Raw genomic sequence first — 17,245 nt, 5'->3', positions numbered from 1 at the left:
TCGAACCCCAGTTATGGCATGCTGGCGCGGATTGCGCTGGACCATCGGGCGTGTCCGCTGATACGGAGCGTGCCGGTATTTCTCGAATAGGATGGCAATGACCAAATTTTCGACCATGATCGGGCTGATCACCGTGGCGGCCGTGGGTGTGACGCCGGTGCTGGGCCAGACCGTCCCCGACACCGAAGTTCCAACGACGAGCCTGAATATCCCGGGCAACGTCAAGCTTTACGGCGACGACAAGCCGAACGTCTATCGCCCCTCGGCGACGGTGAACGGCGAGATCATCACCGCGACCGACATCGAACAGCGCATGGCGCTGATCCGCATCGCGAACAGCAATGTCGACCTGCCGGAAGATGAATTGCAGCGGTTGCGCCAGCAGGTGTTCAGCAACCTGATCGACGAGAAATTGCAGATTCAGGAAGCCAAGGCCGCGAAGATCGAGATCGACGAGAATGTCATCAACGAACAATTCGCCCGCCTGGCCGCGCGCTTCAAGCAGACTCCCGAGGAATTTTCTCAATATCTCGAATCGAAAGGATCGGCCGCCGCGGCCGTGAAGCAGCAGATTCGCGGTGAATATGCCTGGGACCGCCTGCTGTCGCGCAACATCCAGTCGACGACCAACGTGTCGACCGAGGAAGTCGATTCGATCGTCAAGCAGATGAACGAGGCCAAAGGGCAGGACGAATTCCACCTCGGCGAAATCTATCTGTCGGCGACGCCCGAAAATGCCGCCGCGGTCGCCGAGAACGCGCGCAAGATCATCCAGGCGCTTCAGGCCGGCGGCAGCTTTGCTGCCTATGCCCGCCAATTCTCCGAAGCGTCGACCGCGGTCGTCGGCGGCGATCTCGGCTGGGTTCGCGGCGGCCAGTTGCCCGCCTCGATGGCGAACGCAGCGCAGGAGATGGGGCCGGGCCAGCTCGTCGGCCCCCTCGAGGTGCCGGGCGGCATCTCGATCCTGCTGATGATCGACCGGCGTCAGGTGCTGACCGCCGATCCGCGCGACGCGGTGCTCAGCCTGAAGCAGGTCTCGCTCGACTTCGCACCGGGCACGAGCGAAACGCAGGCAGCCGCGCTTGCGAGCAAATTCGCCGAAGCGACGCGCGGCATCGCCGGGTGCGGCGGCGCGGATAGCGTCGCGACTTCGCTGGGCGCGCATGTCGTCGCGCGCGACAATATCGCGATGCGCGCGCTGCCGCCGCAATTGCAGTCGACCCTCGCGACGATGCAGGTCGGCCAGACGACGCAGCCCTTCGGCGCGGCGAACGAAGGCATCAGCGTATTGGTGTTGTGCGGTCGCGAAATGCCGAACAGCGTCGCCGAACCCGATCGCGCCCAGATCGAGGAGAAAATCCTCGAGGACAAGGTGAACAAGCGGGCCCAGCGCTATCTGCGCGATCTCCGGCGCGACGCGGTGATCGAATATAGCTGATGCCTGATATCGACGAGCGACGGCCGATCGCGGTCACCATGGGTGACCCGGCCGGCGTCGGCCCCGAAGTCGCCGCGCGGGCCTGGACCGCGCGGCGCGAGCATGATTTACCGCCTTTCGTCGCCATCGGCGACATCGCCGCGATCGAGGCCGTTTGGGACGGCCCCGTGGCGCGCGTCGGCGACATGGAGCAGGTGGTGCGGGCGTTCGGCACCGCCCTTCCCGTCTGGCATCTCGAGGACAGCGGTGCCTTGGCCCCCGGGCACCCGACCCCGGCCGGCGCGACCTGCGCGCTGCACGCGCTCGAAACCGGAATCGGCCTGACCCGCAACGGCGCGAGCGACGCGCTCGTCACCGGATCGGTGTCGAAACATGCGCTGCACGGCATCGGCTATACCCATCCCGGCCAGACCGAATTCATCGCCGAGCGCTGCGGCGTCACCGCGACCAACGCCGTGATGATGCTCGCCGGGCCGGCGCTGCGCGTCGTGCCGCTGACCGTCCACATTCCGCTTGCCGAAGTGCCCGAGCGGCTGACCGCCGAGCTGATCGTCGCCAAGGCACGCATCGTCGCGCGCGGCCTGTCGCGCGATTTCGGCATCGCGGCCCCGCGCCTCGCGATTGCAGGGCTCAATCCGCACGCGGGCGAGAACGGCCAGCTCGGCGACGAGGAAATCCGCATCATCGCCCCCGCGGTCGCGCAGCTCGCCGACGAGGGCATCGTCATCGACGGGCCGCTCGCCGCCGACGCGCTGTTCGCGCCGGGCATCCGCGAGCAATATGACGCCATCCTCTGCGGCTACCACGACCAGGCGCTGGCACCGTTCAAGGCGCTGCATTTTCACGACGGGGTCAATCTGACCCTCGGGCTGCCGATCATCCGCACCTCGCCTGATCATGGCACGGCGTTCGACATCGCGGGGACCGGCCGCGCCGATCCGGGGCCGACCATCGCCGCGATCGCGATGGCGGCGCGGATGGCGACGGCGCGCGAGCGCAGCAGCGCCCCGGCAAAGTGACCGCCGCGGCCAACCGCCCGCTGCCGCCGCTGCGCGAAACAGTGCGCGCGCACGGCCTGTCGGCAAGCAAGGCGCTGGGGCAGAATTTCCTGTTCGACGAGCAATTGCTCGACCGCATCGCGGCGCTGCCCGGCAACCTCGACGGCCAGACGGTGTTCGAGGTCGGCCCCGGCCCCGGCGGACTGACGCGCGCGCTGCTTCGCGCCGGCGCGAAGGTGATCGCGGTCGAGCGCGACGACCGCTGCCTGCCCCTGCTCGGCGAACTTGGCGACGCGTTCGATGGGCGGCTGACGGTGATCCCCGACGATGCGATGGCGATCGACGCCGATGCGCTCGCAGGCGGGCCCTATCATATCGTCGCGAACCTGCCCTATAATGTCGGGACCGCGCTGTTCACGCGCTGGCTCGAACCCAAAGCCTGGCCGCCGCTCTGGCGCTCGCTGACCCTGATGTTCCAGCAGGAGGTTGCGGAGCGCATCGTCGCGCCGGTGGGAAGCAGCGCCTATGGCCGGCTCGCAGTGCTCGCCCAGTGGCGCTCGACCGCGAAAATCGCGATGAAGGTCCACCGCTCGGCCTTCACCCCGCCGCCGAAGGTGATGTCGGCGATCGTCCATGTGACGCCCGCCGAAGAACCCGAAGGCGTCGATCCGCGCATCCTGTCGAAGCTCACCGAAAAAGGCTTCGGCCAGCGGCGCAAGATGCTGCGGCAGAGCCTCAAAGGCATGGCGGGGGCGGTCGAGGCGCTCGACGTGCTCGGCATCGCCCCGACCCGCCGCGCCGAGACGGTCAGCGTGGCGGAATGGGTCGCGCTAGCACGCGCGCTGAGCGGGTCGGCGGCCGCCTGATCTTGGCCTGGCGGGATCCTGCGTAATCCTAGTTCAGCGTCAGCACCCCGCCCGGGTAGCTCATCGTCAGCCGCTGACCCGCCGCGTCATAGGTGTAGCCGGTCGTCCCCAGCGGCCCCGTCTGGCTCGTCAGCCGCCCCAGCGCGTCCTGCACGAAGCTCAACGTCTGCGTCCCCTGCACCGCCCCCGTCGCGCGGCCGAGCAGGTCGTAGCTGTAGCTCGTGTCGGGCTCGGTTCCCGGAAGGTCCTTCGCCGTCACCCGCCCCAGCGCGTCGTAGGTGTAGCCGATGCTCGTCCCGTCGCGCAGCCGCCGCTGCGTCACGCTGCTCCGCGCGTCGTAGCCGAGCTGCTCGTAATCGCTCGCATTGCTGCTGTTCGCACCCTGCGTCGTCACCGGATAGCGCGTCTGCCACAGGCGGTCGAAACCGTCGTAGATATAGGTCGTGCGGTTGCTCTCCCGAATTACGGTTGCAACAATCCTGATCCCTTATTCCCGTTAATTAGGGAATTATGCACCTGTCACCGTAATTCCCGTAATTCCGAGGAGGAGCGCTCTCAATTATCAAATTTATAGTATGTGATAATGTAAGTTTTTGGATTTACGCAAATCTCACTTCCTCCGGGCGCGCTGTACCCTCTGTCAATAAAATAGTAGCAAGATTGAGAGCGCAATACTTTGTATCCGCATATTTTGTCCTTATGAATCTTCATTTCTCTTAAGTCATACATTATTTTAAGATATCGAGATGATTCAATATATTGCTTTGAAGACGGCGAAAAGGAAGTCTGCTCCTTTTCAACTCCGTATCTGGCATCACACTTAGGAAACGCGTATAATTTATGCAAAGTCCCTCCGATGTCCCTGCATGATGACGTGATAGATAGAAGAAGAAATATCATCGTGATTTTCTTGATGTTTATCTTCCCTGAACGCATGTCATATTTCCCAATGCATCAATTGCCACATAGGTTTCATCGTAAAAACTGGCTAACCCCACGTCATAATCGCTAATGGGATTTGGCTGAAAGTTGCCGTTTTGATGGGTGTGCGATTACGGTGACAGTTTATTTAACCCCTAAACATCTCTTGGTTTCGGCCCCCGCTTCTTTGGTTTAAGGATCAGGCCGGTCCTTGCTTCCATATCTTCCAGCCATTGCGGGGAACCTACGGGGCGGCCGATACTTTCGGCTTTGCGCAAGGCGGCATAGGTGAATGCCTCGTCGAAAGCCTCATCCAGAAAGGCCGTAAAATCACCAACGCGCTCCAGCGCCGGCGCAACCGTGACGACCCCATCATCGACCGCATCGCACAAGGCAAGGGTGCTTGACCATTTCCAATCCGTTGCTCTCTTCACTAGCCGGGCCCGGACGGGATTGAGTGCAACATAGCGAAATGCTGCCACAAGATGCGCTTCGTCCATTGCGACCGAACTGAAGCGCCCCTGCCACAAATGGCCGGTCGTTCGCATGCGGGCGTTTATGTAGCCCGTGTAGCGCCGATGCAAATCGCCAAAGGTCCGGCGCAAGCCGTCATCGTCATGCGGCACCAAAATGACATGCACGTGGTTGGGCATCAGGCAATAGGACCAGATCTCCGTATGCGCCCGCTGCGCGGCGTCGGCGAGGAGATCGAGATAGAGTTGATAATCTCCGTCTTCAAAAAAAGTCCGCTCGCGCCGGTTGCCCCGCTGCGTCACATGATGCGGTATTCCAGGCAGGACGAAGCGTGGAAGGCGAGCCATGGTGGAATGTTACTGGAATTTAGGGGTTAAGTAAACTGTCACCGTAATTCAGACGACGGCCCGCCGTTAATTAGTGCACTGTCACCGTAATTCGTAATTCTAATTTATTTAATAAATTCAGAAATATTGTAAATAAAATCTTTTCTCATCTCACTTTTTTCAGAGAAACTTAGATTATCATATACATTCATGAATAATGACAAATTTAATTTAATAAAATTTGAATGTTCTACAAATTTTCTTCCAAATTTCCAATCTATTATAATATTGTTATCACCTTCGCATTGCCAATGAAACTCTGCCTCTCCATCAATTTCGTACCAGTCTTCATTATTAATTAATAAAGAGTTTATTTGATTATATATTGAAATTAGAACAGATTTTCTATTAGAAATAATTCTAATTTTATTTTCATCAATGATAATTTCAAATTCAGTTTTATCAAATGAGAATGATAAAACTTTGTATTCAATTTCAGAAATTTCTGACTTCATGATTCAGCATCCCGGATATATGCTAACAAGATCCCTTTTGTTTTTTCCTGATGGCCTCGTAATAATTGTAACAAATCTTGTGGATCGAGCAGGATAGAATGATTCCCGCCCTGCTTTATATGTCTTTCCGACGATAGTTCCGACATCGAAGGTATGCCGCTGCGTTCCCATGGGCCCTCCCGCTGGAGCAGGGTTATATTGAATTCCAGTAGCAAAAAGAGAAGTTATATTTAAAATATTATTAAACGCTGTATCCCAATAACTTTTTGGATATTCGCTATCTATATGAATTTTTATTTTTTCTAAAATTTTCTTTTCCACTTGTTTCCCATCAAAATTGGCCGGCTTATATCCGTCCTCTCCGGGAAAACGCCCTGTCTTAAAGCCTGCACAGGGGTCTGGGTCTGTGAAAGGTACTGACGATATACCTCCCCCATCTCCACGATTTCTATATGCATTGACGATAATATCCGTGCCATCTTGACGGTCTGATGTGCAATCATAGATGTCCCCAGCCGGTATCCAAGGCGTGATGGGTATTCCCGCCCGCAAGTATCGATACACATGGATGCCGACAAATTCGCATTTAGTACCGCTCGGGTCGCTGAAGTTGGCCGGATCGCTACCGACATAGTTATACCAGTTCATGCCGTCGCTGTAACCGATGGGATCGGTCTGCAGGAACCGCCCCAGCGTCGGCGAGTAGATGCGCGCCTTGTAATACCACATCCCAAGTTCGGGGAGCCAGGTCTGCCCGGTGTAGCCGAACCGGCCGATGTTGCCGGGGGCGGGGATGCCATATTCGTCATAGGCGTTGATATGGATCGTCGCGCCTGCGCTGTCGGTGACGCTCACCACGCTGCCGCGCTCGTCGGCCATCAGGAACCGCCGCGTCGTGTTGCTGACCGTGCTGCCCTCGTACCAGACGATCGGCTCGTCGACGCCGGGGCCATGGACGTAGCGCCGCTGCACTGCGTTCGATCCGTTATACTCGCCGATCAGGTCGGCGCCGTCGTAGAGGAACCGCGTCGTCGTGGGGGATTTCACCGTCTCGTAGAGGCGCCCAAGCGGGTCGTAGGCCAGCGTCGTGCTCGGCCCCTGTCGATACCGGATGTATTCTCCCCAGAAGTGCCGAATGAAAATTCCCCAGTTTGAGGTGAGCGCCAATTCGCTCCGGGGCTAGCCCCGGAGCGAATTGGCAACGACCCGCACGGATCCCTCCTATGCTTGCCCGGATTGGCGGGAGGCGTGGCAGGTGATCAGACTTGAGGAAATTGTCATGATCCATGACTTGAAGCGGCAGGGGCTGTCGGTGTCGGCGATTGCGCGGCAGACGGGCCTTGATCGAAAGACGGTACGCAAACACCTGGCCGGCGGCGTGAAGGCGCCGGTGTACAAGCCCCGGCCACCCCGTCCGCGGGAGCTGGAACCCTACGAACCATATCTTCGCGATCGCATCGCGTTATATCCTGGGTTGTCTGGCAAGCGTCTCTTCCGCGAAATCGCTGCGATGGGGTTCAAGGGCGGCTACACGACCGTCACGGACTTCCTGCGCCAGATGCGGCCGCCGCGAGTGGTCCCGTTCGAGCGGCGCTTCGAAACACCCGCGGGACGGCAGGCCCAGGTGGACTTCGCCCAGTTCAAGGTGGCGTTCAGCGATGAGCCGGGCGTGACCCGGATCTTCTGGCTGTTCTCGATGGTGTTGGGTCATAGCCGCTGGCTGTGGGGTCGGTTCTGTCCGACCCAGGATCTGCAGACGGTGATGCGCTGCCACATCGACGCCTTCGATGCGATGGGCGGTGCCCCGTCCGAGGTGCTTTACGACCGCATGAAAACCGCTGTGATCGATGAGGATGCCGAGGGTATTGTGATCTACAATCGGTCGCTGGTGGCCTTGCTGGATCATTACGGCGCTTTGCCGCGTGCATGCAGGCCCTATCGGGCGAAAACCAAGGGCAAGATCGAACGGCCCTACCGCTACATCCGTCAGGACTTCTTCCTTGGACGCACCTTCTGCAACGCTGATGACCTGAACAGGCAGTTCCGCGAATGGCTGGACACGGTCGCGAATGTTCGGTTGCATGCCACGACCCGGCGGATCGTCAGCGAGCACTTTGCCGAGGAGCAACCGGTCCTGACGGCCTTGCCTGCGGCCCCATACAATGCGGTGCTCACGATCGAGCGGCGAGTCAGCCATGAAGGCATGGTATCGGTTGGCGGCAATCTCTACTCGGTGCCCGACGCTACGCGCAAACGGGTCGTGGAGGTGCAGAATCATCCCCGTGAGATCAGGATCTTCGAGGATCGCAAGCTGATCGCGGTGCATCCCGTTCTCGATGGACGCAATCAGCGCCGGGTTGATCCTTCCCACCGGCGGCTCGCTCCGCCTCGCGCGGCAACAGTGCCGCCGCCTGCAGGGCTTGAGATTACCAGGCGCTCGCTGGGCTTCTACGAGGCGGTAGGACGGCGACTGGCCGGCAGCGAGGTACGGCCATGACGGAGATCATCGACCGCATCCGCACGAGCCTGGTTGGCCTGAGAATGCCCCGCGCGCTCGAGGTACTTGATCATACCATGCGGTGTCTGGAGCGCGGCGAAATGACCGCGCTTGAAGCCATCGATGTCTTGCTCTCGCATGAGTATGGCAATCGGGAAAGCAGGCGCTTCACTGTCGGGCTCAAGACCTCACGGCTCATGCCCATGAAAACCCTCGAAGGCTTCGACTTCTCGTTCCAGCCTTCGCTGGATCGCGGCCGCATCCTCGCACTGGCGCAGCTCGACTTTATCGAGCGCGGCGAGGTGGTCCATCTGCTGGGACCGCCGGGCACAGGCAAGAGCCATCTGGCGACAGCCTTGGGCGCAGAGGCTGTTCGCGCTGGCAAGCGTGTTTACCGCGCCAGTCTGGCTGAGGTGATCGACATGCTGGTGCGTGCCGAGCGTGACGGACGGCTTCCCGAACGGCTCCGGTTCTTCAACCGAAACACCCTCCTTATCGTCGATGAGATCGGCTACCTCCCGGTTACGCCCGGCGGTGCCAACCTCTTCTTCCAGCTGGTCAACTCCCGTTACGAAAAGGGAGCGATGATCCTCACATCCAACCGCGGCTTTGCTGAATGGGGCGAGGTGTTCGGGGATCCGGTGGTGGCAACGGCGCTCCTCGATCGCTTGCTGCACCATGCCATCGTGATCCAGATCGAGGGCGCCAGTTACCGCTTGCGCGCGCACTCCGACCTCGTGCCGGAACACACCAGGGCGATCTCAGCGATCACGCCGCCGCCGCCGCCCAAAAGGCGCGGGCGGCCACCGAAGGAGCGCACGCACGATCACTGGAACGGCTGATCACCGAAACCCAAACTGGGGAATTTTAACCCGGCACTTCTGGGGAATTATTAGTCAGCGTTGACAGCCCCGTCTTGAGCAGATTCTCGCTCGTGTAGGTAAAGGCGTTCGTTCCGTCATTGGTGAGGTTGCCGCGGCCGTCATAGGTGAACGCAGTGCTCCCCACATTCATGATCCGGTTGAGCCCGTTGATCGTGTAGCTGCGGTCGACATTGTAATGCGCCTGCCAGGCATAGGCGTCGTTGCTCCGCGCCACGCTCGCGATCTGGTCCGCCGGGTTGTAGGTGAACGTCTGCGTCAGGTCGTGCGTCGTCGCGGCTCCGCCGAGGTTGTTCGTCAGCGTCGATAGCCGCGACGCCGCGTCATAGGCGAAGCTCTGCACGCTGCCGTTGCCGTAGGTCACGCTCGTCCGCCGCCCGAGGTCGTCATAGGCATAAGACGCCAGCACCCCGACGCCCGAGGTCGCCCCATTCTCGCGGATCTTCGTCACATTCCCCGCCGGGTCGTAATCATAGTTCAGCGTCAGCACCCCGCCCGGATAGCTCATCGTCAGACGCTGACCCGCCGCGTCGTAGGTGTAGCCGGTCGTCCCCAGCGGCCCCGTCTGGCTCGTCAGACGCCCCAGCGCGTCCTGCACGAAGCTCAACGTCTGCGTCCCCTGCACCGCCCCCGTCGCGCGGCCCAGCAGGTCGTAGCTGTAGCTCGTGTCGGGTTCGGTTCCCGGAAGATCCTTCGCCGTCACCCGCCCCAGCGCGTCGTAGGTATAGCCGATGCTCGTCCCGTCGCGCAGCCGCCGCTGCGTCACGCTGCTCCGCGCGTCATAAGTGAGCTGCTCGTAATCGCTCGCATTGCTGCTGTTCGCACCCTGCGTCGTCACCGGATAGCGCGTCTGCAACAGGCGGTCGAAACCGTCGTAAACATAAGTCGTGCGGTTGTTCTCCCGAATTACGGTTGCAACAATCCTGATCCCTTATCTCGTTAATTGGGGAATTATGCACCTGTCACCGTAATTCCGGTTGCCCCGCTGCGTCACATGATGCGGTATTCCAGGCAGGACGAAGCGTGGAAGGCGAGCCATGGTGGAATGTTACTGGAATTTAGGGGTTAAGTAAACTGTCACCGTAATTTTTAAGTAAACTGTCACCGTAATTTCACCGTAATTTTAATTTCGTAATTTGTCACCGTAATTTCCGTAATTTGCACCGTAATTCGTAATTCACCGTAATTCCGTAATTCCGTAATTCCGTAATTCCGTAATTCCGTTGTAATTTTCATTTCACATTATTTTAAATATTTCTACTAAAAACCATAGATGCGACCATAAAAAATATGAATAAACCGATAGATATGTGTGATATTACTGAAATCCAAAATAAAAATGGCTCTTTATTTCGCATTACTAAGTTCGGACGCCAATATGACACCCCTTTGAAAATTGATAAAATTGATACTGAGAACATAAATATTCCGATAAATAATAGGACAAGAATCATCAAAATTTTCACTACGATCTCCTGTGCCCTTAATATAATTTATGGATAGTCATAAGGTCTACCCATCATCTGATAAGTAAGAGAAGAAAAATGAGAAAATATTCTCTCGGCTGCTTCAGGAATCGATACGCCGTAAGATACTGATGCAGAGTGCGTACCCACTAAATAGGCGACATCGCCGGAGGGCGTAGCCCCCACTCCGACGCCGGCAACTACCGACACACTGGGCCCTTTCAGATAATTTGATGCGCCGTTGGGAGCATAGCCTCCGAGAACGGTTACCCCGGGCCCCATCAGCGTAGCTTCCGAATAAGTGATTAGGTCTAAATCGCCCGTACCGCAGATACCGCCCCCAACGTAGACACTTCCGCCTCCACACACGAAGAAGTTTTCAGGATGATCGAAAGCGTTTTGTACCTTCTCAAAAACGACCCAAACAAAATTTGGCGCAGTGATGATTATCTCATTTCCGTTGTATTCGGCAGCTTGACCACAGTTATTACACAACCAGAAACCATTCCCGCCCCCGGAATCACCACCTCCGGATTCGGTTCCGCGTATACTGCCAACATAAGGGCCGCTGCCGTCACCACTCCCATCGGCCGATGCGAAGCCTATTGGCAAGCATCTCCGAATTCGCGAGCCTGTTACATATCCAGAATATGCGCCAGCACCGCATAGACCCGACGGATCGATAAAGTTCACCGAATCTCCACGGACATAGTTATACCAGTTCATGCCGTCGCTGTAACCGATGGGATCGGTCTGCAGGAACCGCCCCAGCGTCGGCGAGTAGATGCGCGCCTTGTAATACCACATCCCAAGTTCGGGGAGCCAGGTCTGCCCGGTGTAGCCGAACCGGCCGATGTTGCCGGGGGCGGGGATGCCATATTCGTCATAGGCGTTGATATGGATCGTCGCGCCTGCGCTGTCGGTGACGCTCACCACGCTGCCGCGCTCGTCGGCCATCAGGAACCGCCGCGTCGTGTTGCTGACCGTGCTGCCCTCGTACCAGACGATCGGCTCGTCGACGCCGGGGCCATGGACGTAGCGCCGCTGCACTGCGTTCGATCCGTTATACTCGCCGATCAGGTCGGCGCCGTCGTAGAGGAACCGCGTCGTCGTGGGGGATTTCACCGTCTCGTAGAGGCGCCCAAGCGGGTCGTAGGCCAGCGTCGTGCTCGGCCCCGTCTTGAGCAGATTCTCGCTCGTGTAGGTAAAGGCGTTCGTTCCGTCATTGGTGAGGTTGCCGCGGCCGTCATAGGTGAACGCAGTGCTCCCCACATTCATGATCCGGTTGAGCCCGTTGATCGTGTAGCTGCGGTCGACATTGTAATGCGCCTGCCAGGCATAGGCGTCGTTGCTCCGCGCCACGCTCGCGATCTGGTCCGCCGGGTTGTAGGTGAACGTCTGCGTCAGGTCGTGCGTCGTCGCGGCTCCGCCGAGGTTGTTCGTCAGCGTCGATAGCCGCGACGCCGCGTCATAGGCGAAGCTCTGCACGCTGCCGTTGCCGTAGGTCACGCTCGTCCGCCGCCCGAGGTCGTCATAGGCATAAGACGCCAGCACCCCGACGCCCGAGGTCGCCCCATTCTCGCGGATCTTCGTCACATTCCCCGCCGGGTCGTAATCATAGTTCAGCGTCAGCACCCCGCCCGGATAGCTCATCGTCAGACGCTGACCCGCCGCGTCGTAGGTGTAGCCGGTCGTCCCCAGCGGCCCCGTCTGGCTCGTCAGACGCCCCAGCGCGTCCTGCACGAAGCTCAACGTCTGCGTCCCCTGCACCGCCCCCGTCGCGCGGCCCAGCAGGTCGTAGCTGTAGCTCGTGTCGGGTTCGGTTCCCGGAAGATCCTTCGCCGTCACCCGCCCCAGCGCGTCGTAGGTATAGCCGATGCTCGTCCCGTCGCGCAGCCGCCGCTGCGTCACGCTGCTCCGCGCGTCATAAGTGAGCTGCTCGTAATCGCTCGCATTGCTGCTGTTCGCACCCTGCGTCGTCACCGGATAGCGCGTCTGCAACAGGCGGTCGAAACCGTCGTAAACATAAGTCGTGCGGTTGTTCTCCCCGTCGACGACATAGCTGAGCTGGCCGTTCGCGGTATAGGCGCTGGTCACGGCGTTCGCCGCCTCCGCCGTCCCCACCGCCGTCTCGACCTTCGTCACCTGCCCCGCATCGTCGTAGCTCGTCCGCGTGATCCGGTCGGGGCCCGCGCTGCCCGTCGTCCCCGCGGTGCAGGCGCTCGCCGGCAGCGACGCGAACACCGCCGGGTTCATCCGCACCGCCGTGCAGCCGAGACGCCCCAGCGCGTCATAGCTATATTGCGTCAGCCCATAGGTCGTACTGCCCGATACCAGCTTGCTGACGCTTGGGCGGTGGTTGGAATCATAGGTGACATTCTGCTGATAGCTGAGCGCGAAGGCGGCCCAGTCGGTGTCCGACGTCCCCGCCACCGTGCCGTAATCGGTCCCGACCACCGCGCCGCGCGGCGCATAGCGATAGCGGATCGCGCTGCGCAGCCGCGGCCCCGCCGCGTCGGGATCGGGCGCGATGACGCCGACCAGCCGGTTGTTCGCATTGTAGCGATAGGTGACCGTGTCCGCGCTGCCCGCCAGCGGCCCGTCGATCGTCAGCAGATTGCCGCGCGCGTCATAGCTCATCGTCGAGGTCGCGCTGACGCTGCCGTTGCCCGCCGCATTGGTGATCGAGGTCATGTTGCCGTTGGTGTCATAGGCGATGGTCGTTTTGACCTCGTCGGCCGTCCCCGCGCAGCTCGCCGTCGTGCGGCACTGCGAGATGCCGGTCACCTTGTAGGCGCCCGCGACCTGCGTGTAGCTGTAGCGGATCTGCGGCGACACCCCGCCGACCGCGGGCCCGGTGACGCTCGTCACCCCGCCGTGCGTCGCGTCATAGGCATAGCTGGTGACCTTGCCCAGCGGGTCGGTGACGCTGGTCGGCTTGTTGCAGGTCAACGGATTCGTGCAGGTCGCGGGGAAAGCGGCGGTGCTGACGATGTCGGCGAGGCCCGATCCCGGCTTTGCGACCAGCCGCGTCTCGGTGATGTTGCCGCGACCGTCATAGGTGTATTTGATATAATTGCCCTCGGGGAAGGTCTTGCGCGTCATCCGTCCGGCCGTGTCATAGGTATAGCTGACGGTGTCGCCATTCTCGTCGGTGACCGCCGCCGGGCGGTCGACGCCCGTCGCGTGGACGATCACCCGCGTCTTCCCGTCGGGATCGGTGATCGTCGTCCGGCGGACGCCGCCCACGACCGTCTCCGCATAGCTGCGCGTCACGCCGTTCTTGGTCGCGGATATGACCGAGCCGCCGCTGCTCGTCGTGTCGAGCGACGGGGTGGTGTCGCCGGGCTGCTGGACGCTGCCATCGGTCACCGTCGTCACCTCGCCCGACGGGTCGGTCACCTCGGTGACGCCGGTCGACGGGGTCGCATAGCTCACCGTCGATTGCGGCACCGTCGTACTGACCGCGGTGTTATAGAACTTGGCCGAGATGCGCGTAAGCCACGACGCGGGCGGCGGCGTGCTTCCCGAGCCATGCGGGAAAAGGCCGCTGCCCACATAAGCGAACTTGATCTGATAGCCGTAGCTGTTAGTGACCATCCACAGCCGCTTGCCGTAGACGGTGGTCGGCGTCGTTCCCTGCGGCACCCCCGGATAGCTGTAGCGCCCGAACATCAGCGTGACCGTCCGGCCGCCGGGCGCGGTGATCGTGGTCGGCAGCAGCTCGCAGCTCAGCGCCGTGCCTTCGGAGCCGCAGAAATTGGTGATGACCCCGTCCGAACTTCCCGGCGCATTCTGGTCGGTGAAGGTCACCGACGTGCCGTCGGGGTGGCGGTAGGTATAGCTGTTGGAGCCGCCGGTCAGCGTCGCGCCGTTGGCTTTGGAGGCAACGCCGTTGACGAACGTATCGGCGGTCCCGTCGGCTAGGCCGATGCGGATGGTCGTCGTCGTTCCGCTCCGCGTCAGGATGAAATAATAGCCGTCCCACTGCGTCGGCGCGAACTGGTTGTTCTGGCGTGTCAGGGAGAGCTTTGCGTCGCCCGAGCCGATCGACGCCTCGGGCACGTCGAGGACGAGGTCGCCGGTGATCACGTCGACCCCGTTCGCGTCGAGATTGCGGAACGCGGGCGACGTCTGCGCCAGCACCGCCTGCGGCCCGCAGGCCCCGGCCAGCAGCAGCAGCGCGGCCGCCGCGCGCGCGAGCCAGTCGCCGATCCGCCAGCAGCCGGTCCGTCCCCCGGCCTGCTTCCCGATCCAGCTATCGCCCCGATTTCGCATCCGCTTCCCCCTTTGCCGAAAAACCCCGTCGCGTTCGATCAGGGCGGCGGATTGGGCGAATTGGTTACCTTCAGCCGGGTGCGGTTGTCGGCCTTGTCATGCGTATATTCGACCGTGACATTATTGTTCACCGTGCCGGTGCGAACCACCTTCACCAGCCGGCCCCTGGCATCATAGCTGTAGGTGACGGTTTCGGTGGCAAGAGCCGGGACCGCGGCCGAAACGGCAACGGCCGCCGCACAAGTCATGATTTTCGATGATCTCATCGTCGTCTCCCCAACGACTCATTGGGATCAGCGAAGGCTGGACCCGCCCTTCAGCTTCGTCAACATGCAGAAATATCCACATTAGATGCTTTGCAGCCGTGCATCGGAAAGGCGCGCAGATTCCTTCCCAACGGGTTTCGTCATCGCGGCGGTGGGCTTCGACATTGATCGTCCAGCGCACCGGCTCCCTGGCTGCGCCCGCCTTCGCGGGAAGGACGAAAAAGGCCGCTACCGCCGGCTCACGAAGGAAGAGCGGCGTAGAGCTCGCCCGCGCGCGCTTCGAACGCCGCGATCATCTTGCGGAGCGCCTTGTCGAACATCTGCCCGGCGAGCGTTTCGAAGACGCGGCTGCGGAATGCGAAATCGACCATGAAATCGACCCGGCACCCTCCGCCCGCCAGCGGCGCGAAATGCCATTCGTTGCTGAGATGCTTCATCGGACCGTCGATATAGCTGACCGTCACCGCGCGCGGCCGCTCCTTGTGGACGCGGCACGAGAAGCTTTCGCGCAGCCCCTTGAAGCCGACGATCATGTCGGCGACCGCCTCATGCTCGCTGTCGCTGCGGACGCGGAGCGCGACGACCCACGGCAGGAATTCGGGATAGCGCGCGATGTCGGTGACCAGCGCGAACATCTGTTCGTCGCTGTAGGGAAGCTCGCGCGTTTCGTGGTGCCGCGGCAATCAGCCCACCCTGGCGCGGGCGAGTTGCTCCTCGCGCGCGGCGCGCATCCGCTCGAAATCATCGCCGGCGTGATAGCTCGACCGCGTCAGCGGCGACGAGGCGACCTGCAGGAAGCCCTTGGCGCGCGCAATCTGCGCATAAGCGTCGAACGCCTTGGGGGTCACGAACTCGGCGACCTTGGCATGGCGCGGCGTCGGCTGCAGATACTGACCCATCGTCATGAAATCGATGTCGGCGCTGCGCATGTCGTCCATCACCTGATGCACCTCCATCCGCTCCTCGCCGAGGCCGAGCATGATGCCCGACTTGGTGAAGATCGACGGATCGCGGCGCTTGACGCTTTCGAGCAGGCGGAGCGACGCATAATAGCGCGCGCCGGGGCGGATCGTCGGATAAAGCCGCGGCACCGTCTCCAGATTATGGTTGTAGACGTCGGGCCGCGCATCGACGATTGCCGCGACCGCGCTTTCGGGCTTGTTGCGGAAATCGGGGGTCAGGATTTCGATCGTCGTCTGCGGCGTTTCGCGGCGCAGCGCCTGAATGACCTTCACGAACTGGCTCGCGCCGCCATCGGGCAGGTCGTCGCGGTCGACCGAGGTGATGACGATGTGCGTCAGCCCCATCTTCGCCGCCGCCGCCGCCGTATGTTCGGGCTCGAGCAGGTCGACGGGACGCGGCATCCCCGTCTTGACGTTGCAGAAGGCGCAGGCGCGGGTGCAGGTGTCGCCGAGGATCATCACCGTCGCATGCTTTTTCGTCCAGCATTCGCCGATGTTCGGGCACGCCGCTTCCTCGCACACGGTGTGCAGGCCAAGGTCGCGCATCAGGCGCTTGGTCTCGGCATAGCCGGGGCTGGTGGGCGCCTTGACGCGAATCCAGTCGGGCTTGCGAGGGCGCTGAAGAGGCTGGGGCGGCTGTGCGGGAGCGTTCATCGCGTCCACATAGTCGCGCGCGCGCCTCTTCTCAACCTCTCAACCTATGCTAAGGGGCGTCCATGACTCGCTTTGCAGAATTGATCGAAGGCTACCGGCGTTTCCGTAACGGCGGCTGGCAGGAACAACGCGACCGCTGGGAACAGCTTGCCGAGGGGCAATCGCCCAAGGTGATGGTGATCGCCTGTTCGGACAGCCGATCTGAACCGTCGCAGATCTTCGATACCAATCCGGGCGAGATTTTCGTCGTCCGCAACGTCGGCGCGCTGGTGCCCCCGTTCGAGACCAATCCCGGCCGCCACGGCGTCTCCGCCGCACTCGAATTCGCGGTCCAGTTCCTGAAGGTCGAGGAAATTGTCGTCATGGGTCACGGCATGTGCGGCGGCTGTCACGCGGCGCTGCACCGGACGATGGAAGGTGCCGAGCCCGGACGCGGCGGCTTCATCGCCCACTGGATCGAAATGCTCGACGATGCGAGCGCCGAAATCCGCGCGCGCTATCCCGATTACGACAACCGCGAGGCAGGCCGCGCGATGGAAATGGCGGCGGTGCGGGTCAGCCTGGCGAACCTGCGCACCTTCCCCTGCATCCAGGAAAAGGAGCGGAAGGGAACGCTTCGCCTGCGCGGTGCATTCTTTGCGATCAACGATGGCGTCCTGCATGTGATGGACGAGGAAACGGGGGTCTTTGCCCCCGCCTGACA

General features: G+C 61.0%; 15 protein-coding genes. 6 read left to right on the top strand and 9 right to left on the bottom strand.

The features are described 5' to 3' along the window. The first annotated feature begins 97 nt into the window (after positions 1-97). From ACVENA_RS04725 to rsmA, 3 genes are read left to right on the top strand one after another with little or no spacing between them, the layout of a single operon-like run. Complete coding sequence (locus tag ACVENA_RS04725; RefSeq protein ID WP_449327857.1) at positions 98-1,438, top strand: peptidylprolyl isomerase; 1,341 nt, start codon at positions 98-100, stop codon at positions 1,436-1,438. Continuing rightward, positions 1,438-2,457 carry a 4-hydroxythreonine-4-phosphate dehydrogenase PdxA gene (gene pdxA, locus ACVENA_RS04720; RefSeq protein WP_449327856.1) on the top strand — a complete coding sequence of 340 codons (1,020 nt, stop codon included), beginning with the start codon at positions 1,438-1,440 and terminating at the stop codon, positions 2,455-2,457. The genes ACVENA_RS04725 and pdxA overlap by 1 nt, the downstream gene beginning before the upstream one ends. After that, entirely contained in the window at positions 2,454-3,302 is an 849-nt protein-coding gene (rsmA, locus tag ACVENA_RS04715; RefSeq protein ID WP_449327855.1) for a 16S rRNA (adenine(1518)-N(6)/adenine(1519)-N(6))-dimethyltransferase RsmA, read from the top strand. The genes pdxA and rsmA overlap by 4 nt, the downstream gene beginning before the upstream one ends. A 28-nt stretch (positions 3,303-3,330) precedes the next feature. Here the strand turns inward: rsmA and ACVENA_RS04710 are convergent, their stop codons facing one another. The 4 genes from ACVENA_RS04710 to ACVENA_RS04695 all read right to left on the bottom strand — a co-directional run bounded on the left by ACVENA_RS04710 (position 3,331) and on the right by ACVENA_RS04695 (position 6,705). Further along, complete coding sequence (locus ACVENA_RS04710; protein WP_449327854.1) at positions 3,331-3,696, bottom strand: hypothetical protein; 366 nt, start codon at positions 3,694-3,696, stop codon at positions 3,331-3,333. A 682-nt stretch (positions 3,697-4,378) separates the two neighbouring features. Next, positions 4,379-5,044 (bottom strand): transposase, encoded by a 666-nt coding sequence (locus tag ACVENA_RS04705; protein WP_449327853.1) that lies wholly within the window; start codon positions 5,042-5,044, stop codon positions 4,379-4,381. Positions 5,045-5,148: 104 nt separating this feature from the next. Then, positions 5,149-5,538: a hypothetical protein gene (locus ACVENA_RS04700; protein ID WP_449327852.1), complete on the bottom strand. Its 390-nt coding sequence runs from the start codon at positions 5,536-5,538 to the stop codon at positions 5,149-5,151. A gap of 3 nt (positions 5,539-5,541) precedes the next feature. Beyond that, positions 5,542-6,705 carry an RHS repeat-associated core domain-containing protein gene (locus ACVENA_RS04695; protein WP_449327851.1) on the bottom strand — a complete coding sequence of 388 codons (1,164 nt, stop codon included), beginning with the start codon at positions 6,703-6,705 and terminating at the stop codon, positions 5,542-5,544. An 88-nt stretch (positions 6,706-6,793) separates the two neighbouring features. Between ACVENA_RS04695 and istA the strand changes: the two genes are divergently transcribed. Both istA and istB read left to right on the top strand, forming a co-directional pair. Further along, positions 6,794-8,035 (top strand): IS21 family transposase, encoded by a 1,242-nt coding sequence (gene istA / locus ACVENA_RS04690; protein WP_053554353.1) that lies wholly within the window; start codon positions 6,794-6,796, stop codon positions 8,033-8,035. Beyond that, the gene (gene istB / locus ACVENA_RS04685; RefSeq protein ID WP_053554354.1) at positions 8,032-8,877 is read left to right on the top strand and encodes an IS21-like element helper ATPase IstB; all 846 of its coding nucleotides are present in this window, start codon (positions 8,032-8,034) and stop codon (positions 8,875-8,877) included. Before istA ends, istB begins: the two co-directional genes overlap by 4 nt. 25 nt (positions 8,878-8,902) lie before the next feature. On the opposite strand, the gene ACVENA_RS04680 is transcribed toward istB, so the two are convergent. The 5 genes from ACVENA_RS04680 to lipA form a co-directional block, all read right to left on the bottom strand. After that, positions 8,903-9,772 (bottom strand): hypothetical protein, encoded by an 870-nt coding sequence (locus tag ACVENA_RS04680; protein ID WP_449327850.1) that lies wholly within the window; start codon positions 9,770-9,772, stop codon positions 8,903-8,905. A 637-nt stretch (positions 9,773-10,409) separates the two neighbouring features. Beyond that, the gene (locus ACVENA_RS04675; protein WP_449327849.1) at positions 10,410-14,660 is read right to left on the bottom strand and encodes an RHS repeat domain-containing protein; all 4,251 of its coding nucleotides are present in this window, start codon (positions 14,658-14,660) and stop codon (positions 10,410-10,412) included. 38 nt (positions 14,661-14,698) lie between these two features. Then, the gene (locus tag ACVENA_RS04670; RefSeq protein WP_449327848.1) at positions 14,699-14,926 is read right to left on the bottom strand and encodes a hypothetical protein; all 228 of its coding nucleotides are present in this window, start codon (positions 14,924-14,926) and stop codon (positions 14,699-14,701) included. Between the two features lie 239 nt (positions 14,927-15,165). Next, the gene (locus ACVENA_RS04665; protein ID WP_449327847.1) at positions 15,166-15,609 is read right to left on the bottom strand and encodes a type II toxin-antitoxin system RatA family toxin; all 444 of its coding nucleotides are present in this window, start codon (positions 15,607-15,609) and stop codon (positions 15,166-15,168) included. Then, complete coding sequence (gene lipA, locus ACVENA_RS04660; RefSeq protein WP_297665905.1) at positions 15,610-16,542, bottom strand: lipoyl synthase; 933 nt, start codon at positions 16,540-16,542, stop codon at positions 15,610-15,612. A 62-nt stretch (positions 16,543-16,604) separates the two neighbouring features. Between lipA and ACVENA_RS04655 the strand changes: the two genes are divergently transcribed. Further along, a complete protein-coding gene (locus ACVENA_RS04655) occupies positions 16,605-17,243 on the top strand; it encodes a carbonic anhydrase (protein WP_257548569.1) in 639 nt (212 codons plus the stop codon). Positions 17,244-17,245: the final 2 nt, after the last annotated feature.

This window comes from Sphingopyxis sp. 550A (genome assembly GCF_053569535.1).
Note: the sequence above shows the minus strand (reverse complement) of the source record. Positions and strands in the feature narration are given on the sequence as shown.